15 protein-coding genes are annotated in these 16,874 nt (G+C 71.1%); 1 reads left to right on the forward strand and 14 read right to left on the reverse strand.

The annotated features are described in order from the left end of the window. Genes nuoL through L7D48_RS05305 form a run of 12 tightly spaced genes read right to left on the reverse strand, consistent with a single transcriptional unit; the run spans position 1 to position 13,012 of the window. A complete protein-coding gene (nuoL, locus tag L7D48_RS05250; RefSeq protein WP_237877701.1) occupies positions 1 to 1,947 on the reverse strand; it encodes an NADH-quinone oxidoreductase subunit L in 1,947 nt (648 codons plus the stop codon). Positions 1,948 to 1,960: 13 nt separating this feature from the next. Then, a complete protein-coding gene (gene nuoK / locus L7D48_RS05255) occupies positions 1,961 to 2,260 on the reverse strand; it encodes an NADH-quinone oxidoreductase subunit NuoK (RefSeq protein WP_093660472.1) in 300 nt (99 codons plus the stop codon). Further along, entirely contained in the window at positions 2,257 to 3,243 is a 987-nt protein-coding gene (locus L7D48_RS05260) for an NADH-quinone oxidoreductase subunit J (protein WP_237877702.1), read from the reverse strand. Before L7D48_RS05260 ends, nuoK begins: the two co-directional genes overlap by 4 nt. Beyond that, positions 3,240 to 3,866, reverse strand: a complete 627-nt coding sequence (gene nuoI, locus L7D48_RS05265) for an NADH-quinone oxidoreductase subunit NuoI (RefSeq protein WP_237877703.1) — start codon at positions 3,864 to 3,866, stop codon at positions 3,240 to 3,242. The genes L7D48_RS05260 and nuoI overlap by 4 nt, the downstream gene beginning before the upstream one ends. Continuing rightward, positions 3,859 to 5,265, reverse strand: a complete 1,407-nt coding sequence (nuoH, locus tag L7D48_RS05270) for an NADH-quinone oxidoreductase subunit NuoH (protein WP_237877704.1) — start codon at positions 5,263 to 5,265, stop codon at positions 3,859 to 3,861. The genes nuoI and nuoH overlap by 8 nt, the downstream gene beginning before the upstream one ends. Then, entirely contained in the window at positions 5,265 to 7,826 is a 2,562-nt protein-coding gene (locus L7D48_RS05275) for an NADH-quinone oxidoreductase subunit G (RefSeq protein WP_237877705.1), read from the reverse strand. Before L7D48_RS05275 ends, nuoH begins: the two co-directional genes overlap by 1 nt. Beyond that, entirely contained in the window at positions 7,823 to 9,163 is a 1,341-nt protein-coding gene (gene nuoF, locus L7D48_RS05280) for an NADH-quinone oxidoreductase subunit NuoF (protein WP_237877706.1), read from the reverse strand. Before nuoF ends, L7D48_RS05275 begins: the two co-directional genes overlap by 4 nt. After that, positions 9,163 to 9,999, reverse strand: a complete 837-nt coding sequence (gene nuoE / locus L7D48_RS05285) for an NADH-quinone oxidoreductase subunit NuoE (RefSeq protein WP_237877714.1) — start codon at positions 9,997 to 9,999, stop codon at positions 9,163 to 9,165. Before nuoE ends, nuoF begins: the two co-directional genes overlap by 1 nt. Positions 10,000 to 10,016: 17 nt before the next feature. Further along, positions 10,017 to 11,375: an NADH-quinone oxidoreductase subunit D gene (locus L7D48_RS05290; RefSeq protein ID WP_237877707.1), complete on the reverse strand. Its 1,359-nt coding sequence runs from the start codon at positions 11,373 to 11,375 to the stop codon at positions 10,017 to 10,019. After that, entirely contained in the window at positions 11,375 to 12,091 is a 717-nt protein-coding gene (locus tag L7D48_RS05295; protein WP_237877708.1) for an NADH-quinone oxidoreductase subunit C, read from the reverse strand. The genes L7D48_RS05290 and L7D48_RS05295 overlap by 1 nt, the downstream gene beginning before the upstream one ends. Further along, positions 12,088 to 12,642: an NADH-quinone oxidoreductase subunit B family protein gene (locus L7D48_RS05300; protein ID WP_093660456.1), complete on the reverse strand. Its 555-nt coding sequence runs from the start codon at positions 12,640 to 12,642 to the stop codon at positions 12,088 to 12,090. Before L7D48_RS05300 ends, L7D48_RS05295 begins: the two co-directional genes overlap by 4 nt. Before the next feature lie 10 nt (positions 12,643 to 12,652). Then, the gene (locus L7D48_RS05305) at positions 12,653 to 13,012 is read right to left on the reverse strand and encodes an NADH-quinone oxidoreductase subunit A (protein WP_206348966.1); all 360 of its coding nucleotides are present in this window, start codon (positions 13,010 to 13,012) and stop codon (positions 12,653 to 12,655) included. Between the two features lie 726 nt (positions 13,013 to 13,738). Here L7D48_RS05305 and L7D48_RS05310 point away from each other — a divergent pair. After that, positions 13,739 to 14,572 carry a C40 family peptidase gene (locus L7D48_RS05310; protein ID WP_237877709.1) on the forward strand — a complete coding sequence of 278 codons (834 nt, stop codon included), beginning with the start codon at positions 13,739 to 13,741 and terminating at the stop codon, positions 14,570 to 14,572. Positions 14,573 to 14,687: 115 nt separating this feature from the next. Here L7D48_RS05310 and L7D48_RS05315 read toward each other — a convergent pair whose 3' ends face one another. Both L7D48_RS05315 and L7D48_RS05320 read right to left on the reverse strand, forming a co-directional pair. Beyond that, positions 14,688 to 15,983, reverse strand: a complete 1,296-nt coding sequence (locus tag L7D48_RS05315) for a geranylgeranyl reductase family protein (RefSeq protein WP_237877710.1) — start codon at positions 15,981 to 15,983, stop codon at positions 14,688 to 14,690. 165 nt (positions 15,984 to 16,148) lie between these two features. Beyond that, positions 16,149 to 16,841, reverse strand: coding sequence for a demethylmenaquinone methyltransferase (locus tag L7D48_RS05320; RefSeq protein ID WP_237877711.1), 693 nt, complete (start codon positions 16,839 to 16,841; stop codon positions 16,149 to 16,151). Positions 16,842 to 16,874: the final 33 nt, after the last annotated feature.

Consider the following 16,874-nt stretch of genomic DNA (forward strand, 5'->3'; position numbering starts at 1 on the left):
TCAGACCGCCCTCATCAGCAGGGTCGCGGCGACCAGGACCGCCGCACCGCCGAGCATCGAGACCGCGTAACTGCGGGCGTAACCGTTCTGGATCCGCCGCGACCGGCCGGACAGGCCGCCGACCGCCGCGGCGGTGCCGTTGACGGCGCCGTCGACGACCTTGTGGTCGAGGTAGACCAGGCCGCGGGTGAGGTACTCGCCGGGCTTGACCAGTACCACGTGGTTGAAGTCGTCCTGGAGCAGGTCGCGGCGCGCGGCCCGGGTGAGCAGCGAGCCGCGCGGGGCGAGCGCGGGCACGGGCTTGCGCCCGTACTGCAGCCAGGCGGCGCCGACTCCGATGAGCAGGGCGACGACCGTGGCCGCGGTGACGGTGAGCGCGCTGACCGGCGGGTGGCCGTGCTCGAAGGGGACGACCGGCTCCAGCCAGTGGACGAACGCCTCGCCCCAGCTGAACAGGCCGCCGGCGAAGACCGACCCGAAGGCCAGGACGATCATCGGGACCGTCATCGACTTCGGGGACTCGTGCGGGTGCGGCACCTCGTACTCGCCCCTGGTCTCGGCCGCCGGCTCCACGCTCGGCTCCTTCGGCGACGGGGTGGGGGCGCTCCGCCAGCGCTCCTCGCCGAAGAACGTCATCAGCATCACGCGCGTCATGTAGAACGCGGTGATGGCCGCGCCCAGCAGGGCCGCGCCGCCCAGGATCCAGCCCTCGGTGCCGCCCTTGGCGAAGGCCGCCTCGATGATCTTGTCCTTGGAGAAGAAGCCGGACAGGCCGGGGAAGCCGATGATCGCCAGGTAACCCAGTCCGAAGGTGGCGAAGGTGATCGGCATGTACTTGCGCAGGCCGCCGTAGCGGCGCATGTCCACCTCGTCGTTCATGCCGTGCATCACCGAGCCGGCGCCGAGGAAGAGCCCGGCCTTGAAGAAGCCGTGGGTGACCAGGTGCATGATCGCGAAGGCGTAGCCGATCGGGCCGAGGCCCGCGGCCAGCACCATGTAGCCGATCTGCGACATCGTCGAGCCCGCCAGGGCCTTCTTGATGTCGTCCTTGGCGCAACCGACGATCGCACCGAACAGCAGCGTGACCGCGCCGACGGTGACCACCGCGGTCTGCGCGGCGGGGGCGGCGTCGAAGATCGCGCCGGAGCGGACGATCAGGTAGACGCCGGCGGTGACCATCGTCGCGGCGTGGATGAGGGCGGAGACCGGGGTCGGGCCCTCCATCGCGTCGCCCAGCCAGGACTGGAGCGGCACCTGGGCGGACTTGCCGCAGGCCGCCAGCAGCAGCATCAGGCCGATGGCCGTCGCCGTGCCCTCGCTCGTCTCGCCCACCGACTCCAGCACCGGGGAGAAGGCGAAGGTGCCGAAGGTGGTGAACATGATCATGATGGCGATGGACAGGCCGATGTCGCCGACGCGGTTGACGATGAACGCCTTCTTCGCCGCCGTCGCCGCGCTGGGCTTGTGCTGCCAGAAGCCGATCAGCAGGTAGGAGGCGAGGCCCACGCCCTCCCAGCCGGCGTACAGCAGCAGGTAGTTGTCGGCCAGGACGAGCAGGAGCATCGCCGCGAGGAACAGGTTGAGGTAGCCGAAGAAGCGGCGCCGCCGCTCGTCGTGCTCCATGTAGCCGATCGAGTAGACGTGGATGAGCGTGCCCACGCCGGTGATCAGCAGGACGAAGGTCATCGACAGCTGGTCGAGCCGGAAGGCGAGGTCGGCCTGGAAGCCGCCGACCGGGATCCAGCTGAAGACGTGCTGGCCCATGGTGCGGTCCCCGGCCTCGCGGCCGAGCATGTCGGCGAAGAGCACCGCGCCGAGGAGGAAGGACGCGGCGGCCAGCGCCGTGCCGATCCAGTGGCCGGTGCGGTCCAGCCTCCGGCCGCCGCACAGCAGCACCGCCGCGCCCAGCAGTGGCGCCGCGACGAGCAGTCCGATCAAAGTCTCCACTGTTCGCTACCCCTTACAGCTTCATCAGACTGGCGTCGTCGACCGAGGCCGAGTGGCGGGAGCGGAAGATCGTCACGATGATCGCCAGTCCGACCACGACCTCGGCGGCGGCGACGACCATCGTGAAGAACGCGATGATCTGGCCGTCGAGGTTGCCGTGCAGCCGGGAGAAGGCGACGAGCGCGAGGTTGGCCGCGTTCAGCATCAGCTCGACGCTCATGAACACGACGATCGCGTTGCGCCGCAGCAGTACCCCGCTGGCCCCGATGGTGAACAGCAGCGCGGCCAGGTAGAGGTAGTTGACCGGGTTCACTTGGCGGCCTCCCTGTCACGGTCTGCGTCGCGGTCGCGGTCCGCGTCATGGTCCCCGTCGCGGTCCGCGTCCCTGTCCCGGCCGACGGCCGGGGAGTCGTCCGAGACGTCCTTGCGTACGTCCGCCGCGTCGCGCACGTCCGGGCCGCCGCCCTCGGCCGGGCCGCCGCGGGAGGTGTCCTCGCCCCGGCCCAGGTACTCCCCGGTGCGGCGCTCCAGCGCCGCCAGGTCGGACAGGGCCTTGCGGGAGACGTCCCGGACCTGGCCGCGGGAGCGCAGCGTCTGGCTGACGGTGAGTTCGGAGGGGGTGCCGTCCGGCAGCAGGCCGGGGATGTCCACGGCGTTGTGCCGGGCGTACACGCCGGGTGCGGGCAGCGGCGGGAGGTGCTTGCCCTCGCGGACGCGCTTCTCGGCGAGTTCGCGCTGGGTGTCGCGGCGCTCGGTGCGCTCGCGGTGGGTGAGCACCATGGCGGCGACGGCCGCGGTGACCAGGAGCGCGCCGGTGATCTCGAAGGCGAACACGTAGTCGGTGAAGATCGACCGGGCCAGGCCCTGGACGTTGCCGCCCGCGTTGGCCTCCGCCAGACCGGTGAAGGTGCCGACGGAGGCGTTGCCGATGCCGCCGATCAGCAGGATGCCGAAGCCGAGCCCGCACAGGGCCGCCATCCAGCGCTGCCCCTTGATGGTCTCCTTCAGCGAGTCGGCGGCGGTGACGCCGACGAGCATCAGCACGAACAGGAAGAGCATCATGACCGCGCCGGTGTAGACGACGATCTGCACGATGCCCAGGAAGTAGGCGCCGTTGGCCAGGTAGAACACGGCCAGGACGATCATCGTCCCGGCCAGGCAGAGCGCCGAGTGCACCGACCGCTTCATCAGCACGGTCCCGAGCGCGCCCAGCACCGCGACGGTGCCCAGGATCCAGAACTGCACCGCCTCGCCGGTGGAGGTGGTGGAGGCGGCGGCCAGCAGGGTGCCGTTCACTTCTCGCTCACCGCCTCGGAGGCCGGCTCGTCGGGGCCGAAGGTGTCGGCCGCGGCCTGCGGAGCCTCGTTCTTCGGGTTCTCGGAGTGGGCCTCCTGCCGGACCGTCCCCGGAGCGGCCTCGGTGACCAGCCCCCGGTAGTAGTCCTTCTCGGTCATGCCCGGGAAGATCGCGTGCGGGGTGTCGACCATGCCCTCCTCCAGCCCGGCGAGCAGCTCCTCCTTGGTGTAGATGAGCGACTCCCGGCTCCGGTCGGCCAGCTCGTACTCGTTGGTCATGGTCAGCGCCCGGGTGGGGCACGCCTCCACGCACAGGCCGCACAGGATGCAGCGCAGGTAGTTGATCTGGTAGACGCGCCCGTAGCGCTCACCGGGCGAGTAGCGCTCCTCGTCGGTGTTGTCCGCGCCCTCCACGTAGATCGCGTCGGCCGGGCAGGCCCAGGCGCACAGCTCGCAGCCGACGCACTTCTCCAGCCCGTCCGGGTGCCGGTTGAGCTGGTGCCGGCCGTGGAAGCGCGGCGCGGTGGGCTTCTTCTGCTCGGGGTACTGCTCGGTGAGCCGCTTCTTGAACATGGCCTTGAAGGTCACGCCGAAGCCGGCCACCGGGTTCTCGAACTCAGGCATCGTCGGCCTCCCTGGCCTTGCCGGTCTCGCTGGACTCGCCGTCCGCGCCGGCCCCCACGCCCGCGGTCTCCCGCTCACGGCGCGGCCGCCGGCGCGGTACGGGCGGCAGGGTCTGTCCCGGCAGCGGCGGTACGGGGTAGCCGCCCGCCATCGGGTCGAAGGTCTCGTCTCCGGCCGCCTTCCCGGCCTCCTCCTTCTCCCCGGCGCGCTCGCCGCGTTCGCGGACGGCGTCGTAGACGAAGGACAGCAGGAGCAGCACCAGCGCCGCGCCGACGACCCAGAGCACGATGTCGCCGAAGGCGTAGCCCTCGTTGCGCAGCGCCCGCACGGTGGCCACCAGCATCAGCCAGGCCAGCGAGACGGGGATGAGGACCTTCCAGCCCAGCCTCATGAACTGGTCGTAGCGCACGCGCGGGAGCGTGCCGCGCAGCCAGACGAAGAGGAACAGCAGCAGGTTCACCTTGACGACGAACCACAGCAGCGGCCACCAGCCGTGGTTGGCGCCCTCCCAGTAGGTGCTGATCGGCGCCGGGGCGCGCCAGCCGCCCAGGAAGAGGGTGACCGCCAGGGCCGAGACGGTGACCATGTGGACGTACTCGGCGAGCATGAAGAACGCGAACTTGATCGACGAGTACTCGGTGTTGAAGCCGCCGACCAGGTCGCCCTCGGACTCGGGCATGTCGAAGGGCGCGCGGTGCGCCTCACCGACCATCGCCACCATGTAGATGAGGAACGACACCGGCAGCAGCAGCGCGAACCAGGTGTCGGCCTGCGCTCCGACGATCGTCGAGGTGGACATCGACCCGGAGTAGAGGAAGACCGCCGCGAAGCTCAGACCCATGGCGACCTCGTAGGAGATCACCTGGGCCGTGGCGCGCACACCGCCCAGCAGCGGGTAGGTGGATCCCGAGGACCAGCCGGCCAGCACCGTGCCGTAGGCGGCGATGGAGGCGGTGGCCAGGATGTACAGGATCGCCACCGGCAGGTCGGTGAGCTGCATCGCGGTGCGGGTGCCGAAGATCGACACCTCGTTGCCGGGCGGGCCGAAGGGGATCACCGCGATCGCCATGAAGGCGGGGATCGCACCGATGATGGGGGCCAGGATGTAGACGGCCTTGTCGGCCGCCTTGACGTTGACGTCCTCCTTCAGCATCAGCTTGACGCCGTCGGCCAGCGACTGGAGCATCCCCCAGGGGCCGTGCCGGTTGGGACCGATGCGCAGCTGCATCCAGGCGACGACCTTGCGCTCCATGACGATGGAGATCAGCACGGTCACCATCAGGAAGGCGAAGCAGAACACCGCCTTGAGGCCGATCAGCCACCAGGGATCGGTGCCGAACATCGACAGGTCCTCCTCGGCGAGGACCGTCGTCCCCGTGGCCAGGACGGACGGGCTCATCACGCCTCCACCCCCTTCGTCTCCTCCGGGCCCGCGGCGGCCGGGGCGGCCGCAGTGGTCGCAGCGACCGCGGTGGTCGCGGGGGCCGCCGACAGCTTCACGAGCCGGCCGGGCACGGTGCCCAGGCCGTCCAGGACGCCGGATCCCGTGGAGTTCAGCGGCAGCCAGACCACGCGGTCGGGCATCTCGGTGATCTCCAGCGGCAGGGTGACCGTCCCGGCCGGGCCGGTCACGGTCAGCGGCCGGCCGCCCGCGACCCCGACCTCGGCGGCCGTGGCGGCCGACAGCCGGGCGACGGCGGCGTGCCGGGTGCCGGCCAGCGCCTCGTCGCCGTCCTGGAGCCGGCCCCGGTCGAGCAGCAGCCGGTGGCCGGCGAGCACGGCCTCGCCCGCGGTGGGCCGCGGGACCTGCCGGGTGCCGGCCTCCGGCGCGTCCGCGCGGGGGCCGTCCCAGACGCCCAGGCGCCGCATCTCGGCGCGGACGGTGCGTACGTCCGGCAGTCCGAGGTGGACGTCGAGGGCGTCGGCGAGCATGTGCAGCACGCGGTGGTCGGACTGGACGAGCCGGCGGGTCATCTGGTCGGGCTTGATGGCGGCCTCGAACGGCCGCGAGCGGCCCTCCCAGTTGAGGAAGGAACCGGCCTTCTCCACGACCGCGGCGACGGGCAGGACCACGTCGGCCCGCTCGGTGACCTCCGAGGGCCGCTGCTCCAGGCTGACGACGAAGCCGACCTCGTCCAGCGCCCTGCGGGCCAGCTCCGGGTCGGGCAGGTCGGCGACCTCCACGCCCCCGACCAGCAGGGCCGCGAGTTCGCCGCCTGCCGCGGCCTCGATGATCCGGCCGGTGTCGCGGCCGAAGCGGACCGGCAGCTGCGCCACGCCCCAGACGGCTGCCGTCTCGGCGCGGGCGTCCGGGTCGGTGGCCGGGCGTCCGCCGGGCAGCAGCGTCGGGAGCGCTCCGGCCTCGACCGCGCCCCGCTCGCCGGCCCGGCGCGGGATCCACACCAGGCGGGCGCCGGTCGCGGTGGCCGTCCGCAGGGCGGCGGTGAAGCCGCCGGGCACGGCGGCCAGCCGCTCCCCGGCGATGATCACCGATCCCTCGGCGCGCAGCGCCTCGGCGGCCTTCTGCCCGGTCTCGTCGAGCCCGACGCCGCCGGCCAGCGCGTCCAGCCACTCGGTCTCGGTGTGCGGAGCGGCCGGCAGCAGGGTGCCGCCGGCCTTCTCCAGCCCGCGGGTGGCGTGGGTGGCCAGGGAGAAGACGCGCTGCCCGTGCTTGCGGTACGCCTTGCGCAGCCGCAGGAAGACGCCGGGGGCCTCCTCCTCGGACTCGAAGCCGACCAGCAGCACGGCCGGGGCCTTCTCCAGCGCGGAGTGGGTGACGCCGCTTTTGTCGGCGTCCAGTCCGCGTCCGGCGACGTGGGAGGCGAGGAAGTCGGCCTCCTCGGTGCTGTGGACGCGGGCGCGGAAGTCGATGTCGTTGGTGTCGAGGGCGACCCGCGCGAACTTCGCGTACGCGTAGGCGTCCTCGACCGTCAGCCGTCCGCCGGCGAGGACGCCGGTGCGGCCGCGGGCCGCCGCCAGTCCCCTGGCCGCGGCGTCCAGCGCCTCGGGCCAGCTCGCGGGCTCCAGCTCACCGGTCTCGGTGTTGCGCAGCAGCGGGTGGGTGAGCCGGTCGCGCTGCTGGGCGTAGCGGAAGGCGAAGCGGCCCTTGTCGCAGATCCACTCCTCGTTGACCTCCGGGTCGTCGGCGGCCAGCCGCCGCATGACCTTGCCGCGCCGGTGGTCGGTGCGGGTGGCGCAGCCCGTGGAGCAGTGCTCGCACACGCTCGGCGAGGAGACCAGGTCGAAGGGGCGGGAGCGGAACCGGTAGGCGGCCGAGGTGAGCGCGCCGACCGGGCAGATCTGGATGGTGTTGCCGGAGAAGTAGGACTCGAAGGGCGGCCCCTCCCCGGTGCCGACCTGCTGCAGGGCGCCGCGCTCCAGCAGTTCGATCATCGGGTCGCCCGCGATCTGGTTGGAGAAGCGGGTGCAGCGGGCGCACAGCACGCAGCGCTCGCGGTCCAGCAGCACCTGGGTGGACAGCGGCACGGGCTTGGCGAAGGTGCGCTTGCGGCCGTCGAAGCGGCTGTCGGCCTGCCCGTGGGACATGGCCTGGTTCTGCAGCGGGCACTCGCCGCCCTTGTCGCAGACCGGGCAGTCCAGCGGGTGGTTGATGAGCAGCAGCTCCATCACGCCGCGCTGGGCCTTCTCGGCCACCGGTGAGGTCAGGTGCGTCTTGACGACCATGCCGTCGGTGCAGGTGATCGTGCAGGAGGCCATGGGCTTGCGCTGGCCCTCGACCTCGACGATGCACTGGCGGCAGGCCCCGGCCGGGTCCAGCAGGGGGTGGTCGCAGAAGCGCGGGATCTCGATGCCGAGCAGTTCGGCGGCGCGGATGACCAGGGTGCCCTTGGGCACGCTGGTCTCGATGCCGTCGATCGTCAGCGTCACGAGGTCCTCGGCGGCCTCGGGCGGCTTGGCCTCTCCGCCTCCGGAGGCCTTGGCGTCGGTGGTGACGGTCACGCGTTCACCTCCAGGTGTGCGGTCCTGTCGTCGGCCCACAGGGTCGACTTGGCCGGGTCGAAGGGGCAGCCCCGCCCGGTGACGTGCTGTTCGTACTCCTCGCGGAAGTACTTCAGGGAGGAGAAGATCGGGCTGGCGGCGCCGTCGCCGAGGGCGCAGAAGGACTTGCCGTTGATGTTGTCGGCGATGTCGGCGATCTTGTCGATGTCGGACATGGTCGCCTTGCCGGCCTCGATGTCGCGCATGAGCTGGACGAGCCAGTACGTGCCCTCGCGGCAGGGGGTGCACTTGCCGCAGGACTCGTGGGCGTAGAACTCCGTCCAGCGGGTTACCGCGCGGACCACGCAGGTGGTCTCGTCGAAGCACTGGAGCGCCTTGGTGCCGAGCATCGAGCCCGCGGCGCCGACGCCCTCGTAGTCCAGGGGTACGTCGAGGTGCTCGTCGGTCAGCAGCGGGGTCGAGGAGCCGCCCGGGGTCCAGAACTTCAGCCGGTGGCCGGGGCGCATGCCGCCGCTCATCTCCAGCAGCTGGCGCAGCGTGATGCCCAGCGGGGCCTCGTACTGGCCGGGGGCGGCGACGTGGCCGCTGAGGGAGTACAGCGTGAAGCCCGGGGACTTCTCGCTGCCCATCGTGCGGAACCACTCCTTGCCCCGGTTCATGATCGCGGGAACCGAGGCGATGGACTCGACGTTGTTGACGACGGTGGGGCACGCGTACAGGCCCGCGACGGCCGGGAAGGGGGGACGCAGCCTGGGCTGGCCGCGCCGGCCCTCCAGGGAGTCCAGCAGTGCGGTCTCCTCGCCGCAGATGTACGCGCCCGCGCCCGCGTGCACGGTGATGTCCACGTCCAGGCCGGAGCCGAGGACGTCCTTGCCGAGGTAGCCGGCCTCGTAGGCCTCGCGCACCGCGGCGTGCAGGCGCCGCAGCACGGGGACGACCTCGCCGCGCAGGTAGATGAAGGCGTGGCTGGAGCGGATCGCGTGGCAGGCGATCACGATGCCCTCGATCAGCGCGTGCGGGTTGGCGAAGAGGAGGGGGATGTCCTTGCAGGTGCCCGGCTCGGACTCGTCGGCGTTGACGACCAGGTAGTGCGGCTTGCCGTCGCCCTGGGGGATGAACTGCCACTTCATGCCGGTGGGGAAGCCCGCGCCGCCGCGGCCGCGCAGCCCGGACTCCTTGACGTAGGCGATGACGTCGTCGGGTTTCATCGCCAGGGCCTTGCGCAGGCCCTCGTAGCCCTCGTGCGCCCGGTAGGTGTCCAGCGTCCAGGACGTCGGGTCGTCCCAGAAGGCCGAGAGCACCGGGGCCAGCAGCTTCTCCGCTGATTCGGCGGTCATCACTTGCCCTCCTTCGCCACCGGACCGGCTGGGTTGTCGGGGTCGGAGGCGGCCGTACTGCGCGGCGCGTCGTGGGAGCTGGGGTGGGGCTGGGGCGCCTCGCCGGTCTCGGTGACGGGCTGCCCGGCCGACGCCGGCCCTTCCCCGCCGCGCGGCGAGACCACCTTCGGCCCGGCCTTCTCGCCCTTGGCCAGCTTCAGTCCGGCCAGTGAGGCCGGGCCCGCGCTGCCGCTCGCCTCGACGGCGCCGGGCCGCTCGTCGGGGAATCCGGCGAGGATGCGGGCGGTCTCCTTGAAGGTGCACAGCGGGGCGCCGCGGGTGGGCCGCACCTCGCGCCCGGCGCGCAGGTCGTCCACGAGCTTCCTGGCGCTCTCGGGCGTCTGGTTGTCGAAGAACTCCCAGTTGACCATCACCACGGGAGCGAAGTCGCAGGCCGCGTTGCACTCGATGTGCTCCAGCGTCACCTTGCCGTCCTCGGTGGTCTCGTCGTTGCCGACGCCGAGGTGTTCCTGGAGCGCCTCGAAGATGGCGTCGCCGCCCATCACCGCGCACAGGGTGTTGGTGCACACCCCCACCTGGTAGTCGCCCGAGGGCTTGCGCCGGTACATGGTGTAGAAGGTGGCCACCGCCGTGACCTCGGCCGTGGTCAGGTCGAGCATCTCGGCACAGAACCGCAGCCCGGTGGGGGTGACGTGCCCCTCCTCGGACTGCACCAGGTGCAGCATCGGCAGCAGCGCGGAGCGGCTGCCGGGGTAGCGGGCGATGATCTCCCTCGCGTCCGCCTCCAGCCGGGCGCGGACGTCGGCCGGGTAGTCGGGTGCGGGGAGCTGGGGCATCCCGAGCGATACGTCTGTCACCGGTCGACGCCTCCCATCACGGGGTCGATGGACGCGACGGCGACGATGACGTCGGCGACCTGGCCGCCCTCGCACATCGCCGCCATGGTCTGCAGGTTGGTGAAGGACGGGTCCCGGAAGTGGACCCGGAACGGGCGTGTGCCGCCGTCGCTGACCGCGTGCACGCCCAGCTCGCCCTTGGCGGACTCCACCGCGGCGTACACCTGGCCCGGCGGCACCCTGAAGCCCTCGGTCACCAGCTTGAAGTGGTGGATGAGGGCCTCCATCGAGGTGCCCATGATGTTCCTGATGTGGTCCAGCGAGTTGCCGAGCCCGTCCGGGCCGAGCGCGAGCTGCGCGGGCCAGGCGATCTTCTTGTCGCCGACCATCACCGGGCCGGGCTCCAGCCGGTCCAGGCACTGCTCGACGATCCGCAGCGACTGGCGCATCTCCTCCAGCCGGATCAGGAAGCGGCCGTAGGAGTCGCAGGTGGTGTCGGTGGGGACGTCGAAGTCGTAGGTCTCGTAACCGCAGTACGGCTGGGCCTTGCGCAGGTCGTGCGGGAGTCCGGTGGAGCGCAGGATGGGGCCGGTGGCACCGAGCGCCATGCAGCCGGCCAGGTCCAGGTAGCCGACGTCCTTCAGGCGCGCTTTGAAGACGGGGTTGCCGGTGCAGAGCTTGTCGTACTCCGGCAGGTTCTTCCGCATCTTCTTGACGAACTCGCGGACCTGGTCGACCGCGCCGGCCGGCAGGTCCTGGGCGAGGCCGCCGGGCCGGATGTAGGCGTGGTTCATCCGCAGGCCGGTGATGAGTTCGAAGAGGTCCAGGACCAGTTCGCGGTCCCGGAAGCCGTAGATCATCACCGTGGTGGCGCCCAGCTCCATGCCGCCGGTGGCGATGGCCACCAGGTGGGAGGAGATCCGGTTGAGCTCCATCATCATCACGCGGATGACGCTGGCGCGGTCGGGCACCTGGTCCTCGATGCCCAGCAGCCTCTCCACCGCCAGGCAGTACGCCGTCTCGTTGAAGAACGGCGTGAGGTAGTCCATGCGCGTCACGAAGGTCGTGCCCTGCGTCCAGGTGCGGTACTCGAGGTTCTTCTCGATCCCGGTGTGCAGGTAGCCGATGCCGCAGCGGGCCTCGGTGACCGTCTCGCCGTCGATCTCCAGGATGAGCCGGAGCACGCCGTGCGTGGACGGGTGCTGCGGGCCCATGTTGACGATGATCTTCTCGTCGTCGCCCCTGGCCGCGGCGGTGGCGATCTCGTCCCAGTCGCCGCCGGTGACGGTGTAGACGGTGCCCTCGGTGGTCTCGCGGGCGCTGGCCTGCGAGGCGGTGGGGTCCGTCGCGTGCGGGGTTGCGTGCGAGGTGCTCATCAGCTGTACGACCTCCGCTGGTCGGGAGCCGGGATCTGGGCGCCCTTGTACTCGACGGGGATGCCGCCGAGGGGGTAGTCCTTGCGCTGCGGGAAGCCCTGCCAGTCGTCGGGCATCATGATCCGCGTGAGCGCGGGATGGCCGTCGAAGACGATGCCGAAGAAGTCGTACGCCTCGCGCTCGTGCCAGTCGTTGGCCGGGTAGACCGAGACGATCGACGGGATGTGCGGATCGCCGTCGGGCACGCTCACCTCCAGCCGGATCAACCGGTTGTGGGTGATCGAGCGCAGGTGGTAGACGGCGTGCAGTTCGCGCCCGGAGTCGCCGGGGAAGTGGACGCCGCTGACGCCTGTGCACATCTCGAAGCGGAGCGCGGGGTCGTCGCGCAGGACGCGGGCCACCACCGGCAGGTGGTCGCGGGCGATGTGGAAGGTGATCTCGCCGCGGTCCACGACCGTCTTCTCGATCACCTCCTCCGGCACCAGGCCCTGCTCCTCGAGCGCGCCCTCCAGTTCGTCGGCCACCTCGTCGAACCAGCCGCCGTACGGCCGGCCCGAGGCACCGGGCAGCCGGACGGTGCGCACCAGTCCGCCGTAGCCGGAGGTGTCGCCGCCCTCCTTGGCGCCGAACATGCCCCGGCGGACGTCGATCACCTCGCCCGTCTCGCCGCGCGGCGACGGGACGGCGCCGTTGCCGTTCGCCTCTGCCTCGCTCATCGGAGCAGCCCCTTCATCTCGATCGTCGGAAGCGCTTTGAGCGCCGCCTCCTCCGCCTCGCGGGCGGCCTGCTCCCGGTTGACCCCGAGCTTCTCGCCCTGGATCTTCTGGTGGAGCTTGAGGATCGCGTCCAGGAGCATCTCGGGGCGCGGCGGGCAGCCGGGCAGGTAGATGTCGACCGGCACGATGTGGTCGACGCCCTGCACGATCGCGTAGTTGTTGAACATGCCGCCCGAGGAGGCGCACACGCCCATGGAGATGACCCACTTGGGGTTCGGCATCTGGTCGTAGACCTGCCGCAGGACCGGCGCCATCTTCTGGCTGACCCGGCCGGCCACGATCATCAGGTCCGCCTGCCTCGGCGAGCCGCGGAAGACCTCCATCCCGAAGCGGGCGAGGTCGTAGCGGCCGGCGCCGGTGGTCATCATCTCGATGGCGCAGCAGGCCAGTCCGAAGGTCGCCGGGAAGACCGACGACTTGCGCACCCAGCCCGCGGCCTGCTCGACGGTGGTCAGCAGGAAGCCGCTCGGCAGTTTCTCTTCGATACCCATGTGTACGCCCCTAGTCCCATTCCAGGCCGCCGCGCCGCCAGACGTAGGCGTAGGCGACGAAGACGGTGAGCACGAAGAGCAGCATCTCCACGAGCCCGAACAGCCCCAGGACGTCGAAGGTGACGGCCCAGGGGTAGAGGAAGACGATCTCGATGTCGAAGACGATGAAGAGCATCGCCGTCAGGTAGTACTTGATCGGGAAGCGCCCGCCCCCCGCTGCCTGCGGGGTGGGCTCGATGCCGCACTCGTATGCCTCGAGCTTGGCCCTGTTGTAGCGCTTGGGGCCGACGATCGAGGCCATGACCACGGAGAAGACAGCGAAGGCTGCCCCGAGCGCTCCCAGTACGAGGATGGGCGCGTAGACGTTCACCGCTCCTCGCTCCTTCCAGTCGACGACGCTGCCGGCGGGCCGTTGCGGGCCGTTTTCGGACCGGTGTTCCGTTCACGAAGATCGTGTGTATGTGAGGCAGTTCACAAGCCCGATTCGACTGCATCCTATGCCCGTCCTTCTGTGATCTGCGACACGGGGTGCGGCAACAAGTTTGTGATCTCCACCACCTGACGAATGATCATGAAGCCGGATGGACGGCGATCTTCACACGTGAAGCGGCCGACTGATCACCACACGTGACAATCCGATGCGTATTCGCTGGTCGGAGGGGGTGCGCCCTATCAAACGATGCCCGCTACAAGCAAATTTGCCCTGGACATCCGAACTCGCTAGACGGCGCGGACCGGGATCTCGGCGGAACCCCGGCGGGAGTCGGGGGCGACCTCCGGACCCGCCTTCGCGATCTCCCCGGACCGCCATCGCGACAAGATCGTGAATCCGTGCTCAATCTGTGACCTCCGCCACGCCCGCCCTCCCCGGCACGGGTCCGTCTTTGCGCACGGAGGGCCGCCCGTGCTAGGCGCGCGGAGCGAAGTGGATCAATCGGACAATGTCATGGTCACGGCCTCTTAACGGGGCAATGATCGACTTCCGGGAGAGCCCTCCGGAGTGCCCCGCTCCGCTCAAAGTGGGCGCGTACACGCCGAGTGTGGCGTAACACACCTTTGTTGAACGGAACCTCCCACGGCTGATAGCCGTGGTGACATGTCCCAGACCGCCCACATACCCAGCCACCGGAAACCCCGTCGAGCCGGCAGGAACCCCCTGCTGCGCACGGGCGTTGCCGGTGGCGTCCTCAGCACTCTCGCGGTGACCGCCGCGGCCGCCCCCTCCTCCGCCGAGGAGCGGAAGACGGTCGCCGACACCGCCGAGATGCCCGTGATCGTCCCCGACGCGGCCACCGGCGCCCTGCGGGCCGCCGACGCCAACCGGACGGTCGCGACCCGGTACGAGACCGAGGCCGCGCGAACCCTGGCCGCCGAGCAGGCCATGGAGCGGGCCGGAGAACTGGCCGAGAAGAAGAAGGCCGAGGCCGAGCGCAGGGCGGCGGAGGCCGCCGAGGCCGAGCGCGAGCGCGCCGCCCGGGAGCGCGCGGCGCGCGATTCCCAGCGCACCACCCTCGCCGCCGCCCCCGCCGAGACCGCGACCTCCGCCGCGCCCGCCGCCTCCGCGCCGACCGGCGGCGGCAACGCGGCGGCCGTGGTGAGCTTCCTGCGCGCGCAGGTCGGCAAGGCCTACGTCATGGGCGCCACCGGCCCGAGCGCCTACGACTGCTCCAGCCTCACCCAGGCCGCCTTCCGCCAGATCGGGATCAGCCTGCCGAGGACCTCGCAGCCGCAGTCCACCGCGGGCACCCAGGTCTCCCTGAGCAGTGTGCGGCCGGGCGACATCCTCTACTGGGGCAGCGCCGGCAGCGCGTACCACGTCGCCGTCTACATCGGCAACGGCCGCTTCATCGGCGCCCAGAACCCCTCCACCGGCGTCGTCGAGCGCGACATGAGCTACGACATGCCGACGGGCGCGGTGCGCGTGCTCTGACGCCGCGCGGCGCACGTACGGCGCCTACGCGTACACGGCGAGGGGCCGTCCGGTTCTCCGGACGGCCCCTCGCCGACTCCTGGCCCGTCCCCACGCCCTGCGCGCGGGCGGCCCGCTACGCGCGCGGGGCGACCTTCGTCAGCCCGTTGATGATCCGGTCCATCGCGTCGCCGCCCGTCGGGTCCGTCAGGTTCGCCAGCAGCTTCAGCGTGAAGCGCATCAGCATCGGGTGGGTCAGACCGCGCTCGGCCGCCAGCTTCATGACCTTGGGGTTGCCGATCAGCTTCACGAAGGCGCGGCCCAGCGTGTAGTAACCGCCGTAGGTGTCCTTGAGGACCCTCGGGTAGCGCCGCAGCACCAGCTCCCGCTGGGCCGGGCTCTGCCGGGCGTGGGCCTGGACGATCACGTCGGCCGCGATCTGCCCGGACTCCATGGCGTACGCGATGCCCTCTCCGTTGAACGGGTTGACCATGCCGCCCGCGTCACCGACCAGCAGCAGCCCCCGCGTGTAGTGCGGCTGCCGGTTGAAGGCCATCGGCAGGGCCGCGCCGCGGATCGGGCCGGTCATGTTCTCGGGCGTGTACCCCCACTCCTCGGGCATCGAGGCGCACCACGCCTTGAGGACCTCGCGCCAGTCCAGCTCCTTGAAGGACGAGGAGGTGTTGAGCACGCCCAGACCGACGTTGGAGGTGCCGTCGCCCATCCCGAAGACCCAGCCGTAGCCGGGCAGCAGCCGGTCCTGCGCCCCCCGCCGGTCCCACAGCTCCAGCCAGGACTCCAGGTAGTCGTCGTCGTGGCGCGGCGAGGTGAAGTACGTGCGCACGGCCACGCCCATCGGACGGTCCTCGCGCCGGTGCAGGCCCATCGCCAGCGACAGCCGCGTGGAGTTGCCGTCCGCGGCGACCACCAGCGGGGCGCGGAAGGAGACCGGCGTCTTCTCCTCGCCCAGCTTCGCCTCCACACCGGTGATCCGGCCGGTGCGCCCGTCGGTGATCGGCGCACCGACGTTGCAACGCTCGTACAGCCGCGCCCCGGCCTTCTCGGCCTGCCGGGCGAGCTGCTCGTCGAAGTCGTCGCGCCTGCGGACCAGTCCGTAGTCCGGGTAGCTCGCCAGCTCCGGCCAGTCGAGCTGGAGCCGGGTACCGCCGGCGATGATCCGCAGGCCCTTGTTGCGCAGCCAGCCCGCCTCCTCGGAGACGTCGATGCCCATCGCCACGAGCTGCTTGACCGCACGCGGGGTCAGCCCGTCGCCGCAGACCTTCTCCCGGGGGAAGGCCGTCTTCTCCAGCAGCAGGACGTCGAGCCCGGAGCGGGCCAGGTGGTAGGCGGTGGTGGACCCGGCGGGGCCGGCCCCGACCACGATCACATCGGCGCTGTGCTCGGAGGCTGCCTTCGAGGGGGACTCGGTCACGACGGACTCCCGCAAGACTCGGTATTCAACGTGCCGGTCGCGCCGGGCACTGGACGGATGCAGTCTATGCAGGGGCCTCGGGCCCGCCGGAGAAGGGATGCGCGGGCGAACTCCCGCTCCCCGCCACCGATCGCCCTGTCCGCCCGCCCCCGACCGCTCCCGGTCCTACGGCGCGAACCCCCGGTGCAGGGCGACGATCCCGCCCGTCAGATCGCGCCAGGCGACCTTCTCCCACCCCGCGTCCTGGAGCCTGCGGGCCAGGCCGGGCTGGTCGGGCCAGGCGCGGATCGACTCGGCGAGGTAGACGTAGGCGTCCGGGTTGCTGGACACGGCCTCCGCCACGGGCGGCAGGGCCCGCATCAGGTACTCGGTGTAGACCTTGCGGAAGGGCTCCCAGGTGGGGTGGCTGAACTCGCAGATGACGACCCGGCCACCGGACTTGGTCACCCGCAGCATCTCGCGCAGCGCGGCGTCGGTGTCGTGGACGTTGCGCAGCCCGAAGGAGATGGTGACGGCGTCGAACGCGTCGTCGGCGAACGGCAGTCGGGTCGCGTCCCCGGCCGTGAACGGCATCCACGGCTCGCGCTTCTTGCCCTCCCGCAGCATTCCGAGGGAGAAGTCGCACGGCACGGTGTACGCCCCGGCGGTCGCGAACGGCACCGACGACGTACCCGTACCGGCCGCCAGGTCCAGCACCCGCTCCCCCGGCCGCGCGTCCACGGCACGGGCGACCTCGCGCCGCCACAGCCGGGCCTGCCCGAGGGACAGCACGTCGTTGGTGATGTCGTACCGGGCCGCCACCTTGTCGAACATCGCGGCGACTTCGTTGGGCTGCTTGTCCAGGGATGCGCGCGTCATGTGCCAATACTCCCAGCCCCACCCCCCTGCCCC

The sequence above is a fragment of the Streptomyces sp. ICN903 genome, from assembly GCF_022015835.1.
GTDB lineage: Bacteria > Actinomycetota > Actinomycetes > Streptomycetales > Streptomycetaceae > Streptomyces > Streptomyces fenghuangensis.

Excerpts from the sequence above, each read along its gene's own strand:
- nuoI (WP_237877703.1), bottom strand. The coding sequence starts at position 3,866 with ATGCCTGAGTTCGAGAACCCGGTGGCCGGCTTCGGCGTGACCTTCAAG.
- nuoH (WP_237877704.1), bottom strand. The coding sequence starts at position 5,265 with ATGAGCCCGTCCGTCCTGGCCACGGGGACGACGGTCCTCGCCGAGGAG.
- nuoF (WP_237877706.1), bottom strand. The coding sequence starts at position 9,163 with ATGACCGCCGAATCAGCGGAGAAGCTGCTGGCCCCGGTGCTCTCGGCC.
- nuoE (WP_237877714.1), bottom strand. The coding sequence starts at position 9,999 with ATGCCCCAGCTCCCCGCACCCGACTACCCGGCCGACGTCCGCGCCCGG.
- L7D48_RS05290 (WP_237877707.1), bottom strand. The coding sequence starts at position 11,375 with ATGAGCACCTCGCACGCAACCCCGCACGCGACGGACCCCACCGCCTCG.
- L7D48_RS05295 (WP_237877708.1), bottom strand. The coding sequence starts at position 12,091 with ATGAGCGAGGCAGAGGCGAACGGCAACGGCGCCGTCCCGTCGCCGCGC.
- L7D48_RS05300 (WP_093660456.1), bottom strand. The coding sequence starts at position 12,642 with ATGGGTATCGAAGAGAAACTGCCGAGCGGCTTCCTGCTGACCACCGTC.
- L7D48_RS05310 (WP_237877709.1), top strand. The coding sequence starts at position 13,739 with ATGTCCCAGACCGCCCACATACCCAGCCACCGGAAACCCCGTCGAGCC.
- L7D48_RS05320 (WP_237877711.1), bottom strand. The coding sequence starts at position 16,841 with ATGACGCGCGCATCCCTGGACAAGCAGCCCAACGAAGTCGCCGCGATG.